Annotated in this window: 12 protein-coding genes; 10 read left to right on the forward strand and 2 right to left on the reverse strand. The window is 61.4% G+C overall.

What is annotated here, in order from left to right; all coding sequences use genetic code 11:
* Positions 1-23: 23 nt before the first annotated feature.
* On the reverse strand, positions 24-1,724 hold the full coding sequence (locus tag F0M18_RS14285) for an ArnT family glycosyltransferase (RefSeq protein ID WP_188109729.1): 1,701 nt from the start codon (positions 1,722-1,724) through the stop codon (positions 24-26).
* A gap of 157 nt (positions 1,725-1,881) precedes the next feature.
* On the opposite strand from F0M18_RS14285, the gene F0M18_RS14290 reads away from it, so the two are divergent.
* Entirely contained in the window at positions 1,882-2,796 is a 915-nt protein-coding gene (locus F0M18_RS14290; protein ID WP_149612133.1) for a Gfo/Idh/MocA family protein, read from the forward strand.
* Between the two features lie 68 nt (positions 2,797-2,864).
* Positions 2,865-4,163 (forward strand): radical SAM protein, encoded by a 1,299-nt coding sequence (locus F0M18_RS14295; RefSeq protein WP_149612134.1) that lies wholly within the window; start codon positions 2,865-2,867, stop codon positions 4,161-4,163.
* A 439-nt stretch (positions 4,164-4,602) separates the two neighbouring features.
* Here F0M18_RS14295 and waaF read toward each other — a convergent pair whose 3' ends face one another.
* A complete protein-coding gene (gene waaF, locus F0M18_RS14300) occupies positions 4,603-5,676 on the reverse strand; it encodes a lipopolysaccharide heptosyltransferase II (protein ID WP_149612135.1) in 1,074 nt (357 codons plus the stop codon).
* Between the two features lie 109 nt (positions 5,677-5,785).
* On the opposite strand from waaF, the gene F0M18_RS14305 reads away from it, so the two are divergent.
* The 8 genes from F0M18_RS14305 (at position 5,786) to F0M18_RS14340 (ending at position 16,390) form a co-directional block, all read left to right on the forward strand.
* Entirely contained in the window at positions 5,786-6,277 is a 492-nt protein-coding gene (locus F0M18_RS14305; RefSeq protein ID WP_149612136.1) for an adenylyltransferase/cytidyltransferase family protein, read from the forward strand.
* Positions 6,278-6,297: 20 nt separating this feature from the next.
* Positions 6,298-7,158 carry a class I SAM-dependent methyltransferase gene (locus F0M18_RS14310; protein WP_149612137.1) on the forward strand — a complete coding sequence of 287 codons (861 nt, stop codon included), beginning with the start codon at positions 6,298-6,300 and terminating at the stop codon, positions 7,156-7,158.
* 391 nt (positions 7,159-7,549) lie between these two features.
* Positions 7,550-9,289 carry an HAD-IB family hydrolase gene (locus F0M18_RS14315; RefSeq protein ID WP_149612138.1) on the forward strand — a complete coding sequence of 580 codons (1,740 nt, stop codon included), beginning with the start codon at positions 7,550-7,552 and terminating at the stop codon, positions 9,287-9,289.
* Positions 9,290-9,309: 20 nt separating this feature from the next.
* Positions 9,310-11,655, forward strand: coding sequence for a glycerol-3-phosphate 1-O-acyltransferase (locus F0M18_RS14320; protein ID WP_149612139.1), 2,346 nt, complete (start codon positions 9,310-9,312; stop codon positions 11,653-11,655).
* A 177-nt stretch (positions 11,656-11,832) separates the two neighbouring features.
* Complete coding sequence (locus tag F0M18_RS14325) at positions 11,833-12,837, forward strand: NAD(P)H-dependent glycerol-3-phosphate dehydrogenase (RefSeq protein ID WP_149612140.1); 1,005 nt, start codon at positions 11,833-11,835, stop codon at positions 12,835-12,837.
* A gap of 237 nt (positions 12,838-13,074) precedes the next feature.
* Positions 13,075-13,914, forward strand: a complete 840-nt coding sequence (gene pbpG / locus F0M18_RS14330; protein ID WP_149612141.1) for a D-alanyl-D-alanine endopeptidase — start codon at positions 13,075-13,077, stop codon at positions 13,912-13,914.
* Positions 13,914-14,717: an outer membrane beta-barrel protein gene (locus F0M18_RS14335; protein WP_149612142.1), complete on the forward strand. Its 804-nt coding sequence runs from the start codon at positions 13,914-13,916 to the stop codon at positions 14,715-14,717. Before pbpG ends, F0M18_RS14335 begins: the two co-directional genes overlap by 1 nt.
* Before the next feature lie 119 nt (positions 14,718-14,836).
* Complete coding sequence (locus F0M18_RS14340) at positions 14,837-16,390, forward strand: phospholipase D-like domain-containing protein (RefSeq protein WP_149612143.1); 1,554 nt, start codon at positions 14,837-14,839, stop codon at positions 16,388-16,390.

The following is a 16,390-nucleotide window of genomic DNA, read 5'->3' on the forward strand; positions in this document are numbered from 1 at the left end:
GCCGGACACTTTGGAGGCGCGCCTCACTCGCGCACCCGCAGCAAAATGATGTCGCCAACGAACAACTGGAAATTGCCATAAAAGGCACGGTGCAGCAGCAGTTCAGGCATGAAATGCTGCAACCGCCAGGTATGCTCCGGGGCAAGGTAGGGATGCTGGCCGGCGATCGCCTGACGGTAGAACCTCGCGTATTGCGGGCGAGTCTTGATCAGTCTGTCCAGCTGATCCACCCGCGGCCCGTTCAGCTCATTGGCGAAGGCGGTGTCGTACCAGTTTTCACTGAGCAGGAGATACTCCGCTCGCCGCAAAGGTTGCGCGGCCCCGGCGGCATACTCCGGGCGGAACAGCACCGCACCGCTACCGGCAGGCGGGTTCACATAATAGGTATGGAACACCCTGGCGCCGGGGTGCCCGGCAAACCAGGCGCGCAGTGCCTGGCGCGGGTCGCGGTGATAGTCCGACACCATGTCCCAGGCGAGCAGTGCCGGCCACAGCAGGAACAGCACCAGAAACCAGGGGCGCCGCGCCCAAGGAGTGGCGTACAGGCCCATGGCGGCGAACAGGGCCGCCGCCGGCACCAGCGGCAGGTAATGCCGGTAGTAGGTCACCGGAGCCAGGAATGCCATATACAACAGAAACACAGCCACCGGCAGCAGGCACAGCCAGACGCGCGCGTTGTCCCGGTCTGCCAGCATGGCGCGCAAGCCGGCGGGAATAAACAGGCTGGCGGGAATACCCAGCGCCAGCACCAGCAGCAGCGGCAGGTTCAACAGGTTGCGCAGCCACTTGTTTTCGGCGATGGCCCCGTAACCGGCACCAAAGCGGCTGTGCAGGCTGCCCGCCGTATAGGCTTGCACCAGTTCCAGCTGCGCAAAACACCACAGCAGCAGCGGCAGCGCGGCCCACAGCAGCGCGGTACCCCGGGCCAACCGGCGCCAGGGCAGCAGCAGGTAATACGCCACCAGCAACCAGCCGATACCCCAGGGCTGGTATGCCGTGTTACAGACCGTTGCCAGCCAGACACACAGCAACAGCACGGGCGCCAGGAAACGCCCCGGCCCGCAACCTCCGCCCAGCACCTGCCACGCTTTCACCGGCAGTACTGACAGTGCGGCGGCAAAAGCAAACACCCAGTACTTGGCCCACACCGCAAATGCCAGCAGGGGCAGGCACAGCACCAGGCCAGCCGCTCTGCCGCGGCGCAATGACGTGGCCAGGGCGGCGAGAAACAGGTAGATAAAGAACGTGGAGGCGGCATCCACGGTGCCGCTGTGTGACTGGCTGATATGAAATCCCGACACCGCCAACAGGCTGGCGGCCGTCCACGCCACCGCGGGTTGCGACGGAAATAGCTGCAGACACAGCACCGCGAGCGCGACCACGGTCAGGGCGCCCAGCACTGCAGACCAGGAGCGCGCCACCATGATGTGTCCGGCACTGTGGCAATAGGCCTTCACCAGTTCCGGTTTACCGCGGACACCCTCCGGGGGAGGCATACCCAGGGCAGACGCGATCGATATCGTTTGCCAGCCTACCAGGGATGAATAGGAAAACCCGTCCAGTGCCGCGCGACAGGACCCGGCCTCGTCGAAATTGACCAGTGTGAAACTGCCCGGCCCATCCCAACCCCAGCCCTGTGTTTGCGCTGAATACAAACGCGGCAGCAACGCCAGCAAGAACAGGGCGACCAGTATTAACACTTGCGGCAGGGCGCGTTCAGGCAACGCTGCGTCCATCAGGCTCGGGCTGGCTTATTGGTGAGCCTCCAGTATCGTGGCGCCCCGCGCAGAAATAAAGCGGTAAACACCCATCGCATCCACTAGCTGCCAGGTGCGCTACAATAAACGCCCCCGCAACAGAGCAGGCAAGCCCACAGTTTCCATGTCCGCAGCACCGCGAATTATTGTTATTGGCGCCCGCTCCGTGCGCCAGGGCACCGGGCCGTTTCTCGCCGCAGGCCTGTCACGGGCCGGCGCCGATGTCGCCGCCGTGGTGGGCACGACCGAAGCCAGCGCCGCCGAGGCGGTTACCGGGCTGAGGCGGGACTGGCAGCTGGAAACACAGGGCTTCGCCGACCTCGACCGCGCACTGGCGCAGGTTGAGCCCGATGCCGTGGTCATCAGCTCACCCTGGCGCTTCCACGCACAGCACCTGGAAACCGTGGCGGCGGCCGGCTGCCACTGCCTGGTGGAGAAACCCCTGGCCTGGCCTGCAAGCCTGGCCGAGGTGGAGCAGTTGGTCGCGATGTTCCGGTCCCACGAACTGCTGTTGCAACAGGTCGCCCAGTGGCCCACTACCCTGCCTGCATTCGCCCGCCTGCATGGCGGCCTACCCGAACGACCGGGCCGGTTCATCATGCGTCTGAGCCCGCTTTCCATCGGTGAGGACATGATCACTGACTCGGCACCCCACTTCCTGAGCATGCTGCATGCGCTGGCTGGCCCCGGTGACTGCGAGGAGGTGGCTATTAACCACCGGGACGCCCAGCTGGCCCTGAGCTGCCACTACCGGCACGCTGGCGGCAGTATCGAGGCGACCCTGCTGCTGGCAACCTGCGCACAGCGCCCGCGGCCGGCCTGGTACCAGGTTGACGCCCTGCGCGCTGACCGCGAGGTAACACTCCCGGAATACACCCAGTCACTCGTCTGCGCTGAGCACAGGGTGGAACTGGAGGACCCCATGCACCAGGTCGCCGCGCAGTTCCTGCAGGACCTGCGCAGCCACAGACGCACCGATGGCCCCGCCCTGCTGGGCGCCCATCGCAACCTGCAACAACTGGCCGCCGCATGGCGTTAGCGCGAAAGCGCATGCCCCTGTAGAATCGGCGCTCAAGACATGCCCAAGCAAACACACCGAGGTTCCCTGTGAGCGACACAATCCCCCTGACTGATCTCGACGCACCCGCCGGCGAAGAAAATGCCGAGCAACTGGAGCTGGCCAGCATTCATGATTTCGCTACCAAACTGGTGCAGCCTGGCAGCAAGGAAGCGCTCGAGCATTACGTGCGCTGGCAGGTTGCCGTGCGCAACGCCGAGGATACGGACGCCACAGAACTGGACCCGGACAAGGTGCCGGACTTCGCCCCCATTTCCATCAACCTGGATCTCACCACGGCCTGCAACTACGCCTGCGACCACTGCGTGGACCTGGATATCCTCAATACCGGTATCCGCTTCGATCATGACAAGCTGCTGGAGTCCCTGAAGGTGATGGCGGATCGCGGCATGAAGTCGGTCATCGTCATCGGTGGTGGAGAACCGACGCTCTACCCCAAGTTCGAGGAAGTGATCCGCTTCATGAAGGACCTGGACCTGCAGATCGCCATTGTCTCCAACGGCACCGGCAACGAGAAAATTGCCAAAGTCGCCGACTGCATGGACAAATCAGACTGGGTGCGACTGTCGCTGGACTCGGGCACCGACGCAACCTTCCAGCCCATGCACAAGCCGCGCAAGAACTTCACCCTCGAGGGCATCTGCGCCAAGGTACCGCTGATCAAGGCGGCCAACCCGGACGTCACCGTGGGCTTCTCCTATATCGTGACCTGGCGCGGCGCGGAGATTAACGATACGTCTATCGTGGAGAACCTGCACGAGATCGCCCAGGCGGCAAAGCTGGCCAAGGACAACCAGTTCGACTACATCAGCTTCAAGCCGTTTCTCACCCGCGATGAGGTCAACAACGCAGAGGTGATCGACATCAACGCCAAGTCCGGCCTCGACGACATCATCGACCGCATCACGGCGCAGGTAGACGAGGCCATGAAACTGGCCGACGACAGCTTCCGCGTGCACCAGTCCACCGGCCTCAAGGCCATGCTCAAGCGCCAGACGCAAACCCTGGCCAAGCAGCCGCAGCAATGTCACATGCAGTTTTTCCGGCAGGTGCTGTCACCGCTGGGCCTGTACAACTGCCCGGTGTACCGCAACCAGGAACACGGCAAGCTCGGTGACAAGAACGCCAACGCGGGTGTGGAGTCCTACGATGCCACCCGCGCGGTCACCGCAGACCTGGTCAAGCACTTCAACGCCACGGTCACCTGTGAGAAGGTCACCTGCCTCTACAACGATGTGAACTGGTGGATCGAGAAACTGATCGCCAACCCGGATGAGTTGGCGAACCTCAAGTGGGACGATTCCGCGGAGCCGGATTACTTCCTCTGATCACCACTTCGCGTTTGCGCGAGGTGTTGGCTCAACGGTCCGCTTTACCCAGGTAACCACTGCTCCAGGGTCCGCTGTTGCGCGATGTCGGTCCTTGGCTCTCCGCGCCGCGCCTGCGCCGGTTCCCCTCTCTGGGACCGCAAAAGCGCCATCCATGGCAGCTCGGGCTCGCACATCCATGTGCTCGCACGTCCCTGAGAGGGGAACCGGCGCAGGCACGTCGCTAGCTTCTGTCACACAGCTGTTACCGGACGCGCGAAAAAAAACTCTTCTTTAAACGCTGTTCAAAGAGCGTCGGTTATGGTGTGTCCCTTTCCGGGGGCGTGCGAGCACATGGATGTGCGAGCCCGAGCCTAGCAGGGATGCTGCTTTTTGGCGGTCCACGGAAAGGGACACACCATGACCGATGATCGGGCCGCCCTAAAGATCCTCAAAGGGCCTAAAGCACCGCCGATAGTTCCTGCTCACAAGCCTCATAAACCGCATCCACCGTGACCCGCGTCATGCAAACCTGCTCCTCCAGCGGACACACCTTCTTGTGGCACGGGCCGCAGGGCACATCCACCTTGACGATAGTCTCGTTGCCATGGGATGTGTCGGTCCAGCGTTGCTCCGTGGGCCCGAATACCGTGACCCGGTGCGTATCGAAGGCACGCCCGAAATGGCGCGGGCCAGTATCGTTGCCCAGCAGCAGGTCCGCGTCGGCAATCAGTGACTTCAACTCACCGAGGGTCAGGCATGGCTCGGTGAGCAGGAACGCGCGCTCACCCATCGCCGCCACGATCGCCTCCGCCAGCGGCTCTTCCCCCGGGCCCGGGCTGATGACGATGGCGGCATCGTGGCGCTGCACCAGGCGGTCGGCGACAGCCGCGAAACGCTCGGGGTACCAGCACTTGGAAGCGCCGAAATTGGCGCCGGGGCACAGCACCACCAGGGGTTGCTCGGGGCGCACCCCCTCGGCGACGAGTCGCCGTTCCACTGAGGCGTCGGCCTCGTCCGTTACATAAAGCGCCAGCTCATCGCCCGGATGCGGCATACCCAGCGCATTCGCCAGCACCGCGTAATAGTCACAAAGGGGCATAGGTTCGTAGCCACCCTTGATACGGTTGGGCACCGGAATCCGGTCGGTCAGCAGCAGGCCGCGGCCGTCGCGATTGAAACCGATACGGCGTTTTGCGCCGGCGCGAAAGCACAGCCAGGCGCTGCGCAGGGAATTTGGCAGCATCACCGCGAGATCAAAGCGTTGTGCACGCAAGCGTGCCAGCAGTTCACGCTGCTGCTGTTTGGCCTCGGCGGTTTTCTTGCGCGGCGGCCAGAACTCGCAGTGCGCCACCCATGGGCTCCCTTCCAGCAGGGGGTAGAGATGACGGTTCATCAGCAGGGTAATGCGGGCCTCGGGGAAGCGCGCAAACAGCGCATGCACAAACGGCGTGGCCATGACCACGTCACCGACCCAGGTTGGCAGCACCAGCAATACGCGCTGCGGCTCGGATTCGAATTGCAGGGCTTGCATCGCGCTTTCTGCCTACTTCGCCGTGGAAAGGGCCGGAGTATATATTCCGCAGTCAATCCCCGCTACACTGCGCTGCAGAACCCGCAGGCAGCGACCGCAGCAGAACCCGATGGATAGTTTTGAAAAAATCTTCGGCAACCCCCATGACCTGGTTCCGATTCTCGAGGAGCGCCGGGCACGGGGGGAAACCATTGTCTTCGGCAACGGTTGTTTCGACCTGCTGCACGTGGGCCACGTGCGCTATCTCGAGGCGGCGAAAACGCTTGGCGACATACTGGTTATCGCCGTCAATACGGAAGCGTCTATCGCCACCAATGACAATCGGGAACCTTCTATCAATCCCTGCGAGGAGCGCATGGAAGTGATTGCCGCGCTCGAAGCCGTCGACTACGTGGTCCCGCTGAACGCCGCCATACCGATACCGCTGATCGAACTCTACAGGCCTCACATCCAGGCCAAGGGCACCGACTACAGCCTGGACAAAATGCCGGAACGCTTCGCCGTGGAAGCGGGTGGCGGTCGCATCGAATTTGTCGGCGATGAAAAGACCCACAGTTCTACTGCGCTGCGCAATGCCCTGCGCGAGCGCGGTGAAATCTGATTACTGAAAAGGAACGCATCATGAAACCTACCCTCTCCGCACTTGCCGTCGCCGCCCTCGCCCTGGTCACCGGTTTCGGCCAGGCCGTCGCAGCCGAACCCGATCCGGCGCTGGTACAGGTTGTCGAGTCGCGCAGCGAAGCGGATCGAGCGCGGGACGGCGACCGCCATCCCGTGGAAACACTGACCTTCTTCCAGGTGAAACCGGGTATGACCGTGGCCGAAACACTCCCCGGAGGGGGCTGGTATACACGCATCCTGGCTAACTACCTGGGCAGCGAAGGCACGCTCTATGGTGTGAACTACGTGGATCGCATGTGGCCCATGTTCAGTTTCGCCACCGAAGAGTTCATAGAGCGACAGCTTAAAGCCAGTGCCGCATTTCCCGGCAAGGTAGAAGAGTTCACCGACAATGGTATCTCGGCGAAGGGCTTCACCTTCAACACCTTCCCGCCGGAAGCAGCCGGCACCGTGGATCGGGTGCTGATGATCCGCTCGCTGCACAACCTGAATCGTTTCGAGGCCAGCGCGGGCACCCGCAGCCAGGCTCTGGCGGCTGTACGCGCCATGCTCAAGGAAGATGGCCTGGTTGGCGTGGTACAGCATCGCCTGCCCGAATCCCAGCCTGAAGAGGGTGCAGACGGCAGTCGCGGCTATCTCAAGCAGTCAGATGTGGTCGCCATGTTCGAGGCCGCGGGCTTCGAACTGGTGGCGAGCAGTGAAATCAATGCCAACCCGAAAGACCAGCCCGGCGCCAATGACAGTGTCTGGCGCCTGCCCCCCTCCCTGAGGGTGGATGGCGACGACCCTGAGCAACGCGCAGCCATGCAGGCAATCGGCGAATCCGACCGCATGACCCTGCTGTTTCGCAAGGGCGCCTGACGATCCGGCGCTACCAAGAAATAACCTTTGGTTATGCTAAGAAATAATAAAATATCATAAAGTAATTTCTTGCCCTCTGATTTTCCCCTCCTATACTTTCAGGACAGGCGACGGATTCGGCATCACGCATGGGGTGAGCCGCAATCAGGAAGCGTCGCCTGCCTTCGGGGATTGCGTGTGGACATTAGTCAGAGATGGCCACAGCCAGAGGAACGTGAACGATCCGGTAGCGGGCCGGAACCAGAACAACCTGGGCAGTTTGTTATCGCTTTTCCCCTCGCGCGCCGCCGGTCGAACTCTCCCGGCGGCGTTTTTTTAATTCCGAAAACCAAAATCTCACGCGCTGCTAATAGCAATGCGCTATGCTTGGCTCATTACACAGGGAACCAACATGGCCAGTATTGAGCAACTGCTAGCGGACATCGAGGCGGCCCCCGAGGGCCCGCAGATTACCGCCATTTTCGATTTCGACGGCACCATCATCGCGGGTTATTCCGCCACCGTTTTCATCCGCGAACAACTGCGTCGCGGCGACGTGTCACCGCGTGAATTCCTGGAGATAGCCGGCGCCATGGCCAACTTCGGCCTCGGCAACCTGGGCTTTTCCGGCATGATGGCCGTGAATGCCCAGTTCATGCGCGGCATTGATGAAGACACCTATTACGAGGTGGGCCAGGAGTTATACACGCGCCAGATCGCCCGGCGCATCTACCCCGAATCCAGGGCCCTGGTCGATGCACACCTTGCGAGGGGCCACACGGTGGCAATCATTTCCTCGGCGACTCCCTACCAGGTACAACCCGCGGCCAACGATCTCGGCATTGAACACGTACTGTGCACACAACTTGAAATCGAGGACGGCAAGTTCACCGGCTCCGTGGTGCGACCCACCTGCTTCGGACAGGGCAAGGTAGACGCCGCACAAGACCTCGCTGACAAGGTGCAGGGCGACCTGGACGAGGCCTTCTTCTATTCCGACAGCACAGACGACCTTTTGCTGCTGGAACGCGTCGGCCACCCCCGCGCCCTCAACCCGAGTGAAAAGCTCGAGCGACTGGCGCAGAAGCGCGGCTGGACATCGGCCAGCTTCGGCAGCCGGGGTCGGCCCAGTGTCAGCCAGTTCGTGCGTTCGGTAGCTGCCACCGGCAGCCTGGTAACCAGCTTTATTGCCGGCCTGCCCATCTACGCGCTGACCGGCTCCAAGCGTGATTCGGTGAATTTTTCTTTCTCCCTGTTCGCCGATACGGCCAGCGCCCTGATCGGCCTCGACCTCCGGGTAAAGGGCGAGGAGAACCTCTGGCTACAGCGACCGGCGGTGTTTGTTTTCAATCACCAGAGCAAGGCCGATGTGGTAATCATCGCGCGCCTGCTGCGCCGCGACATAGCCGGTATCGGCAAACAGGAAATCAAGACCGAGACGCCGATCCTGGGCAAAGTCCTGGAGTTCGGCGGCGTGGTATTTATCGACAGGGGCAACGCCAAAAGCGCTATTGAGTCCATCTCTCCCCTGGTCGAAGCCATGCGCAACGAGGGCAAATCCGTGGTGTTGGCGCCAGAGGGCACCCGCACCGTGTCACCAAGACTGGCGCCCTTCAAGAAAGGCGCTTTCCATATTGCCATGCAGGCCGGCGTGCCGATGATCCCGATCGTCATCCGCAATGCCGGTGACGTTGCCCCCAAGGGCGACTTCGTATTTCGGCCGGCCACGGTGGACGTGGAAGTACTGCCACCGGTAGACACCAGTGAGTGGACGGCTGCGACTATCGACCGGCATGTGGCGGAGGTACGCAACATGTTTGCCCGCGCGCTTGGCCAGCCAGAGGTCGATGTGCCGGCGGGCAAAACGCCGGGCAAGCCCAAGGCCGCAGCAAAGAAGAAAGCGTCGGCCAGGCGCAAAAGCGCAAGCACGAAAGACCAGCAGGCGCCAAAGGTTGCGTCTAAAGCCAAGACCAAGATAACAGCGAAGCCGAAAGCAAAACCAAAGGCCAAGCCTAAGCCTAAGCCTAAGCCGAAAAGCAAAGCGAAAACCCAGGCCAAAACAAAAACCAGAGCCGCCGCACGCCGACCAGCAGCCGGGAAAAAACCCGCTGCCGGATCGCGCTCGGGGGCGGGCAAGAAAAGCAGTCGTTAAACTGACACCCGGGAGGCAGATTGAACCTGGAGCCACTTTACAATAAGAAAAACCCCTGGCCGCAACGTAATGCGCAACAGGTGCTGTTCATTCTCGACACCCGCAATAGCCTGGAACAGGAGGTGCTGCGCGGCTGGATCCAGCATCATGCCAGCGCTGACAACCAGGCCTTCGACGCCCCACAGGTGAGTATTAACCTGAAGGACGAACGCACCGGCTTCGACAGCGGCCAACTGGTCATGTCTCTGGCGCTGCCCGCCGATACACTGGTGGTGCCACTGCGCATGGTGTGGACGCCTTCCGAGGAAGGCGCCGTCACGCTCGGGCGACTGCGACACCTGGTCACCGGCGACCCGCGCAAACCCTCGGCCCGGCGCGGGCGGAAGATTCTCGAAGAGGCTCCGGATCGGGTACACCTGCTGGTCGGCAAGCCGGACACGGTGGACAACCTGCGTCACCGCTTCGAAAACAACAACACCGTCAGCAGCAGTTCATCGCAGGAGGCCTTTGCCAACTTCGTGGCGCGCCAGGCCTCGGTGGTGCTGGACATGGCCGAGCGCCAGCTCAAGGGCGGTCGCTACAAGATGCCGCGACACGTTGCCTCAACCCTGATGGCCAGCGCCGGTTTCAACGCCGCTGTGCAGGAACTGGCCGACGCCCAGGACCGCCCCAAGGAAGAGCTGATGAAGGAGGCAGCTGAGTACATGAAGGAGATGGTGAGCACGCCCAGCTCTTTCTGGCTCGACGTGTACGCGCGTTTCAACACCTTCTGCCTCGGGCTGGGTTACGAGGAGGATATTGTCTACGACAGGCAAGCGGTAGAGAAACTGCGCGAAGTGGTGCGCAACAACCCCGCCATGTTGTTGTGGACCCACAAGACCTACCTCGACGGCATGGTTGTGCCCAAGGTGATGTGGGACAACGACTTCCCGATGCCGCACATGTTCGGTGGCGCAAACATGAACTTCCCCGGTCTGGGTTACCTGCTGCATCGCGCCGGGGCCATTTTCATCAAGCGCAGCTTCCAGGATAACGAGTTGTACAAACTCACCCTGCGTCACTACGTTGGCTACCTGATGGAAAAGCGCTTTCCGATGAACTGGGCGTTTGAGGGCACACGCTCACGCATGGGCAAACTGATGCCACCGCGCTACGGCCTGCTGAAATATGTGCTTGAGGCCTGCCACACCACCCAGGCAGAGAACATCCACATCATCCCCATTTCCATCAACTACGACATTATCCGCGACGTGGAGGAGTACGCCACCGAGCAGACCGGACGCGGCAAGGGTGCCGAGTCACTTAAATGGTTTATCGGCTACGTGCGCAGCCTGGCCAGGCCCATGGGCAAGGTCTATATGGATATCGGCGAGCCGGTGGTGCTGCCGCAGGCGCCGGACCCGGAAGACAAGCTGGCGTTGTCAAAGATTGCCTTCGAGGTCGCGGTAGAAGCGAATCACGTCACCCCCCTCACCTTTCCCTCGCTGGTTACCATGAGCCTCCTCGGCGCTGCGCCCAAGGCGCTCACCGAGGCGGAAGTAGTGGAAGACCTGAATGCGCTCCTGGGCTGGGCAGAGAGCCGCGGCGTGCGCATATCCCATGATTTCGACCGCAGCTTCGCCGACCAGATGGAAGGCCTGCTGGGCATTATGATCGACGAGAATATCGTCACCCGCTACGACGAGGGGCCGGAAATTGTCTACGGTATCTCGCTGGAGCAACACCCGGTAGCCAGCTACTACCGCAACACCGTGATCCACTTCTTCGTCAACAAGGCAATCATCGAGCTGGCACTCGTACGCGCCAGTGAAGAAACCGGGGCATCGGCACTGGAATTGTTCTGGCAGGAGGTCGATCACCTGCGGGACTTGTTCAAGTTCGAATTCTTTTATGCGCCCAGCGAAGAATTTCACCGCCAGATTCGCGAGGAAATGTCGCGCTACGGGGACGACTGGGAAGAGTCGCTCGGCCAGGGCGCCGCGGGTTTCGGTAAACTGCTGCAGAACATGACACCGCTGGTTGCCCACGTCACCCTGCTGACCTACGCCGAGGCCTACTCCGTGGTGGCGTCGCTGCTGGCGCGCAAGGAAGGCTATGAATCGCTGGAACTGAACGATTGCGTGTCAGAAGCGCTCACTTATGGGCGTCAGGCCTACCTGCAGCGCCGCATCTCCAGTGAATCCTCCATCGGCAAACAGCTGTTCAAGAACGGATACCAGATGCTGCAGAGCCGCGGCCTCACCGAGGGCGGCACCGACAGCCTGAAAGAAGAGCGACGCGAACTGGCGCGCGAGTTGCGCGAACTGTTGCGCCGTATTGAAGTGATTCGCGCAATTGGCGTTGCCAACCGGGGCGCTGGGAACTAGGGCCCGGTCACACTGCGGCAACGCGCCCTGCCGCAATACAAATACAACGCCCTTCGAGGCGCGAGGAGAAAATTTGCTGATACCAACTATAAAACAGCCCGCCCCGGGAGCACCTGCTTCGCTGGATAGCACAGCAGCAGGCAGCCCGCTACCGGGAGCTGGCCCTGGGAGATACCTATGCAGCATTTGAATGTAGCCGTATTGGGCGGCGGCTCATGGGGCACCACTGTGGCCTCGCTGGTGGCGCGCAACACCGATGTCAAAATCTGGGCGCGCGATGCCACTACCGTGGACGAGATCAACAGCGAGCATCGCAACAGTCGCTACCTGCCCGGCGCCACCCTCCATGAAAAGCTGGTGGCGACGCACGACATCGCCGAGGCGGTGAGCGATGCCGACGTGGTGGTCATGGGCATCCCATCGCAGAACTTCCGTAACGTCCTGGAGGAGGTGAAGAAACATATCCGCGCCTGGGTGCCGGTGATCAGCCTGACCAAGGGCCTGGAACTGGACACCCGCATGCGTATGACCGAGATCGTGCAGGAAGTCCTGCCCGGTCACCCGGTCGGCGTGCTGACCGGCCCCAACCTGGCCAGGGAGATCATGGCCGGGCAGGCGGCTGCGGGTGTCATCGCGATGGAGGATGAGATCATCGTGCAGGCGCTGCAAGACGTGTTCAAGAGCGGACTGTTTCGCGTGTACACCAACACCGACGTGATCGGCTGCGAGCTCGGTGGTGTGCTGAAGAACATCATCGCCATTGCCGTGGGCATGGGCGATGGCCAGGGCGCGGGCGACAACACCCGCGCCGCCCTGATAACCCGCGGTCTGGCGGAGGTGAGCCGACTCGGTGTCGCCATGGGCGGCAGGCCGGAGACATTCTCAGGCCTCGCGGGCATGGGGGACATGATCGCAACCTGTACCAGCCCACAGAGCCGCAACCGCCATGTCGGCATCGAACTCGGCAAAGGGCGCGATATGGAAGACATCATCGAGGAAATGACGATGGTCGCGGAAGGCGCCAAGAGCGCCCCGGCGGTCATGGCTCTGGCCCGGAAATATGATGTAGAAATGCCGATCGCCTCTGACGTCTACAGAGTGCTGTCCGGCGACGCCACTGCAAGCCGCGCCTTCCGCGGCCTGTTGCGCGTTGAAGCCGGGGCGGAATCGGAACCCGGCTGAGGCGCAGCCCGACCGAGCGCGGCCCGACCGAACGCGGCCCGACCGAACGCGGCCCGTCCGAACGCGGCCCGTCCGATTCTGGCGTTTTTTTGCTCACTAGGGCAATATAAGCTCATATAACTGTAGGAGCGGCTACAGCCGCGATAAGGTTTGGGCAAACCGGGTACTGGCCGACAGGTGATCGCGGCCATAGTCGTTCCTGCAAACAAAACAAAAACATAACGGACGTGTAAGACCATGAGAATAGCCAAGACGCTAGCCGTTTCTGTGGCCATGTGGGCGCTCGCTTCGACAGCGGCCCACGCCGGCACCTCGAAATTCACTGATCTGCCCGGCAACCCCGAGCTCAAATCTGCCTCTGCGTTGGTCATGGATGATGAAGGCAACGTGATTTACGGCAAGGACGTGAACGCCGTGCGCCCTATCGCCTCGATCACCAAGCTGATGACAGCCATGGTGGTGCTGGATGCAGGCCTGTCGCTGGATGAAAAGATCACCATCACCAAGGCGGATCGCGACCTGATTCGGCTCACCGGTTCACGCCTGCAATACGGTGCCAGCCTCAGTCGCCGGGAGATGATCCTGCTGGCGCTGATGTCCTCGGAGAATCGCGCCGCCACTGCCCTTGGACGCACCTACCCCGGCGGCATGGAAAACTTCATCGCGCACATGAACCGCAAGGCCAGGGCCCTGGGCATGCAGAACACCCGCTTCGCCGACCCGGCCGGGCTCAAGGCCGAGAACGTGTCTACCGCTGCGGACCTGGCGCGAATGGTGAAGGCCGCAGAAGCCTACCCCCTGATCACCGAGGCCTCCACGACCACACGCATGGATGTCTACCCGTTCAAGGGCCGCGGACACCTGACCTACGGCAATACCAACCGACTGTTGAAAAATGCCAGCTGGGATATCGAACTGTCCAAGACAGGCTATATCAACGAGGCTGGACGCTGCCTGGTAATGAACGCCACTATCGAGGGCGAGGACGTTTCCATCGTGCTGCTCAACTCCTTTGGCAAGCTGACGCCTTTCGGCGATTCCAACCGACTGCGCAAGTGGATGCTGGCAAGTAGCTGATGAACCCGGTCATTCCCGCGCCGGCGGTTATCCGCCATTGCGGAATCCGGGAACAGCGGGCGGGACGTGCCACCGCGTACTCGCTCCCGCCCATTGTGGGCGTTACCTCAATAAAGTTTGCCGTACCTGTTCTGGCCGCCCTCCTCCTTGCAACACCAGCCCTGGCCAGGGAAGAACCCAAACCTCTTATGCAGGCTTTCCTCGGCAGCCTCAAACTCGACGACCAGACCGCCAGCTGGGACGATGTCAGCGATGAAGACGTCGACGTGGAATTCCCGTCATCACTGCCCAGTGGCGGCATCGAGGCCGAATACCGCTATGGCGGCAACGATGCCTTCGGGTGGGGCATCAACTCTGGCGGCAGCATCGGCTGGAAGAACAGCGACACACGCATTTCCGGCGGATTTTCCGGTGACACCGGTGGCGTCATACGCTTCGACTTCGACAATTCGCTGTTTATCGGTGAATTGCACCTCGGTGGATATGCCCGCGCCCACCTGGGCCCGCGTGTTTCAGTCTACGCCGCCGCCGGCCCCATGATCATGTACGGTCGACACAAGGTAGAAGAGGAGGATGTGGCCGCGCCGACGGCAGAGCGGGAGGTCGAGATCAGCACCAGCGAAGAATCCAGTTTCGCTTTTGGCTACTACAGCCGCGCCGGCATCGACTTCCAATACAGCCCCGGGCAGCACCTTGGCCTGGGCGTGCGCTACATGGCCGCGAAAATGGATTTCGACGACACCGTCGGCACACTGGACCTGCGTGGCCCGCAGTTCGTTTTCACCTATAGTGCACAACTTTAGCGCAGGGACTTCAGCGCTGTTGGTAAAACAGGGGCAATGGCCATTGCCGGGCGCGGCCACTTTTGACTGCGAGTGGTATAACTGCTATCTACACTACTGTGCCCTGTGGGAACTCAAATATGAATAACCGAAGCAGCGGTTTCGACCTGGCCTTGACCTGTTTCCTGCTGTGTGTGCTCGGGCTGCTGGCTGGCTGCAGCACAGCAACGCTTGAACGAGACGCACCTGCGAAGGCGCTATCTCGCGCCCTGCCGCCGGCCAGTTCCGGGCCGCTGGCTGCGATGGCTGCCGATATTCGTGCCGATCACGGCACCGAGTTTTCCGGTTTCCACATTCTCGACAGCAGCCGTGAAGGCCTCATGTGGCGCCTGGCCCTGATCGACTCCGCCACCACCTCACTGGATATACAGACCTACCTCTGGTATCCCGATTCCAGCGGCCTGCTACTTCTGGAGCGCGCCATACTCGCGGCTGAGCGCGGCGTAAAAGTGCGCCTGATTGTGGATGACCTGATCCTGCAAGGGCATGACCAGGTGATCGCCAACCTGCACGCCGCACCCAATATTGATTTCGGCATCTTCAACCCCTGGGAAGGCCGCAGCTCGCTGCTGGACCGGGCCGGTGAGATGATCGCGCAGATGGAGCGCCTCAACATCCGCATGCACGACAAACTGATGATTGTCGACGGCCGTGCCGTGATTATCGGCGGCCGCAACATTGGCGACCATTATTTCGGCCTGAACAAGATCTACAACTTCCACGACACCGATTTGCTGGGCGTTGGCCATATCGCCCTCGAAGCCAATGACATGTTTGACCATTTCTGGAACAGTGAATGGGTCGCCACCGCCGATGCGCTTAGCACCAAGCCGGACCTCGCCATTGCCCGCCAGCAACGCCGCAACATCCAGCAGGCTGTGGCCACGGCCCCCGAACTATCGGCTTTTCCGCGCGAACCAAAGCAATGGGATGCAGAACTCAAGGCCCTGCCGGATGAGCTGCACCCTGGTCGCAGCAAACTGGTCTACGACGAGGCAGCGCGGGAACAGATTTCGCAGAAGATGGCCGGCAGCATGTTCAATTTTTTCAACATCGCCGAACAGGAATTGCTGATACAAAACGCCTATGTGATCCCGGGTGACGATGCCATGGAATTCATAGAGCAAAAAGTTGAAGCCGGCGTAAAAATCCGCCTGCTCACCAATTCACTGGCTTCACATGACGTTCCCGCGGTGAACAGCCACTATGAGAAGTGGCGTGGCAAATTCGTGAACGCGGGAATAGAGCTCTGGGAATTCAGGCCCGACCCCGCCATACAGGCCACCGTGGTCGACGTGCCGCCCGTGAAGGCGGAATTTACCGGCCTGCACAGCAAGTGCGCCGTGGCCGACCGCAGGTATGTCTTCGTCGGCTCCATGAATATGGATCCACGCTCCCGGGCTATTAATACCGAGATGGGCGCCATGGTCGACTCTCCGGGGCTCGCCGCTGAAATGGCGGCGATTATCGAACGCAACATGAGCGGCGAGAATGCCTGGCAAGTCAAGATGGATGACGCCGGCAAGCTGTACTGGGAAAACAGTGAGGAGCGCGTAAGCAGGCAACCTGCCCGCGACGGTATGCAGCGCCTTATGAACACCCTGATGAAGCTTGGGCCGCAGGAGCAATACTGA

The organism is Pseudohalioglobus sediminis, from assembly GCF_008370495.1.
Taxonomy (GTDB): Bacteria; Pseudomonadota; Gammaproteobacteria; order Pseudomonadales; family Halieaceae; genus Halioglobus.

Bases quoted from the DNA above. Each gene is read 5' to 3' on its own strand.
- F0M18_RS14290 (WP_149612133.1), top strand. From the start codon at position 1,882: ATGTCCGCAGCACCGCGAATTATTGTTATTGGCGCCCGCTCCGTGCGC.
- waaF (WP_149612135.1), bottom strand. From the start codon at position 5,676: ATGCAAGCCCTGCAATTCGAATCCGAGCCGCAGCGCGTATTGCTGGTG.
- F0M18_RS14305 (WP_149612136.1), top strand. From the start codon at position 5,786: ATGGATAGTTTTGAAAAAATCTTCGGCAACCCCCATGACCTGGTTCCG.
- F0M18_RS14310 (WP_149612137.1), top strand. From the start codon at position 6,298: ATGAAACCTACCCTCTCCGCACTTGCCGTCGCCGCCCTCGCCCTGGTC.
- F0M18_RS14315 (WP_149612138.1), top strand. From the start codon at position 7,550: ATGGCCAGTATTGAGCAACTGCTAGCGGACATCGAGGCGGCCCCCGAG.
- F0M18_RS14325 (WP_149612140.1), top strand. From the start codon at position 11,833: ATGCAGCATTTGAATGTAGCCGTATTGGGCGGCGGCTCATGGGGCACC.
- pbpG (WP_149612141.1), top strand. From the start codon at position 13,075: ATGAGAATAGCCAAGACGCTAGCCGTTTCTGTGGCCATGTGGGCGCTC.
- F0M18_RS14335 (WP_149612142.1), top strand. From the start codon at position 13,914: ATGAACCCGGTCATTCCCGCGCCGGCGGTTATCCGCCATTGCGGAATC.
- F0M18_RS14340 (WP_149612143.1), top strand. From the start codon at position 14,837: ATGAATAACCGAAGCAGCGGTTTCGACCTGGCCTTGACCTGTTTCCTG.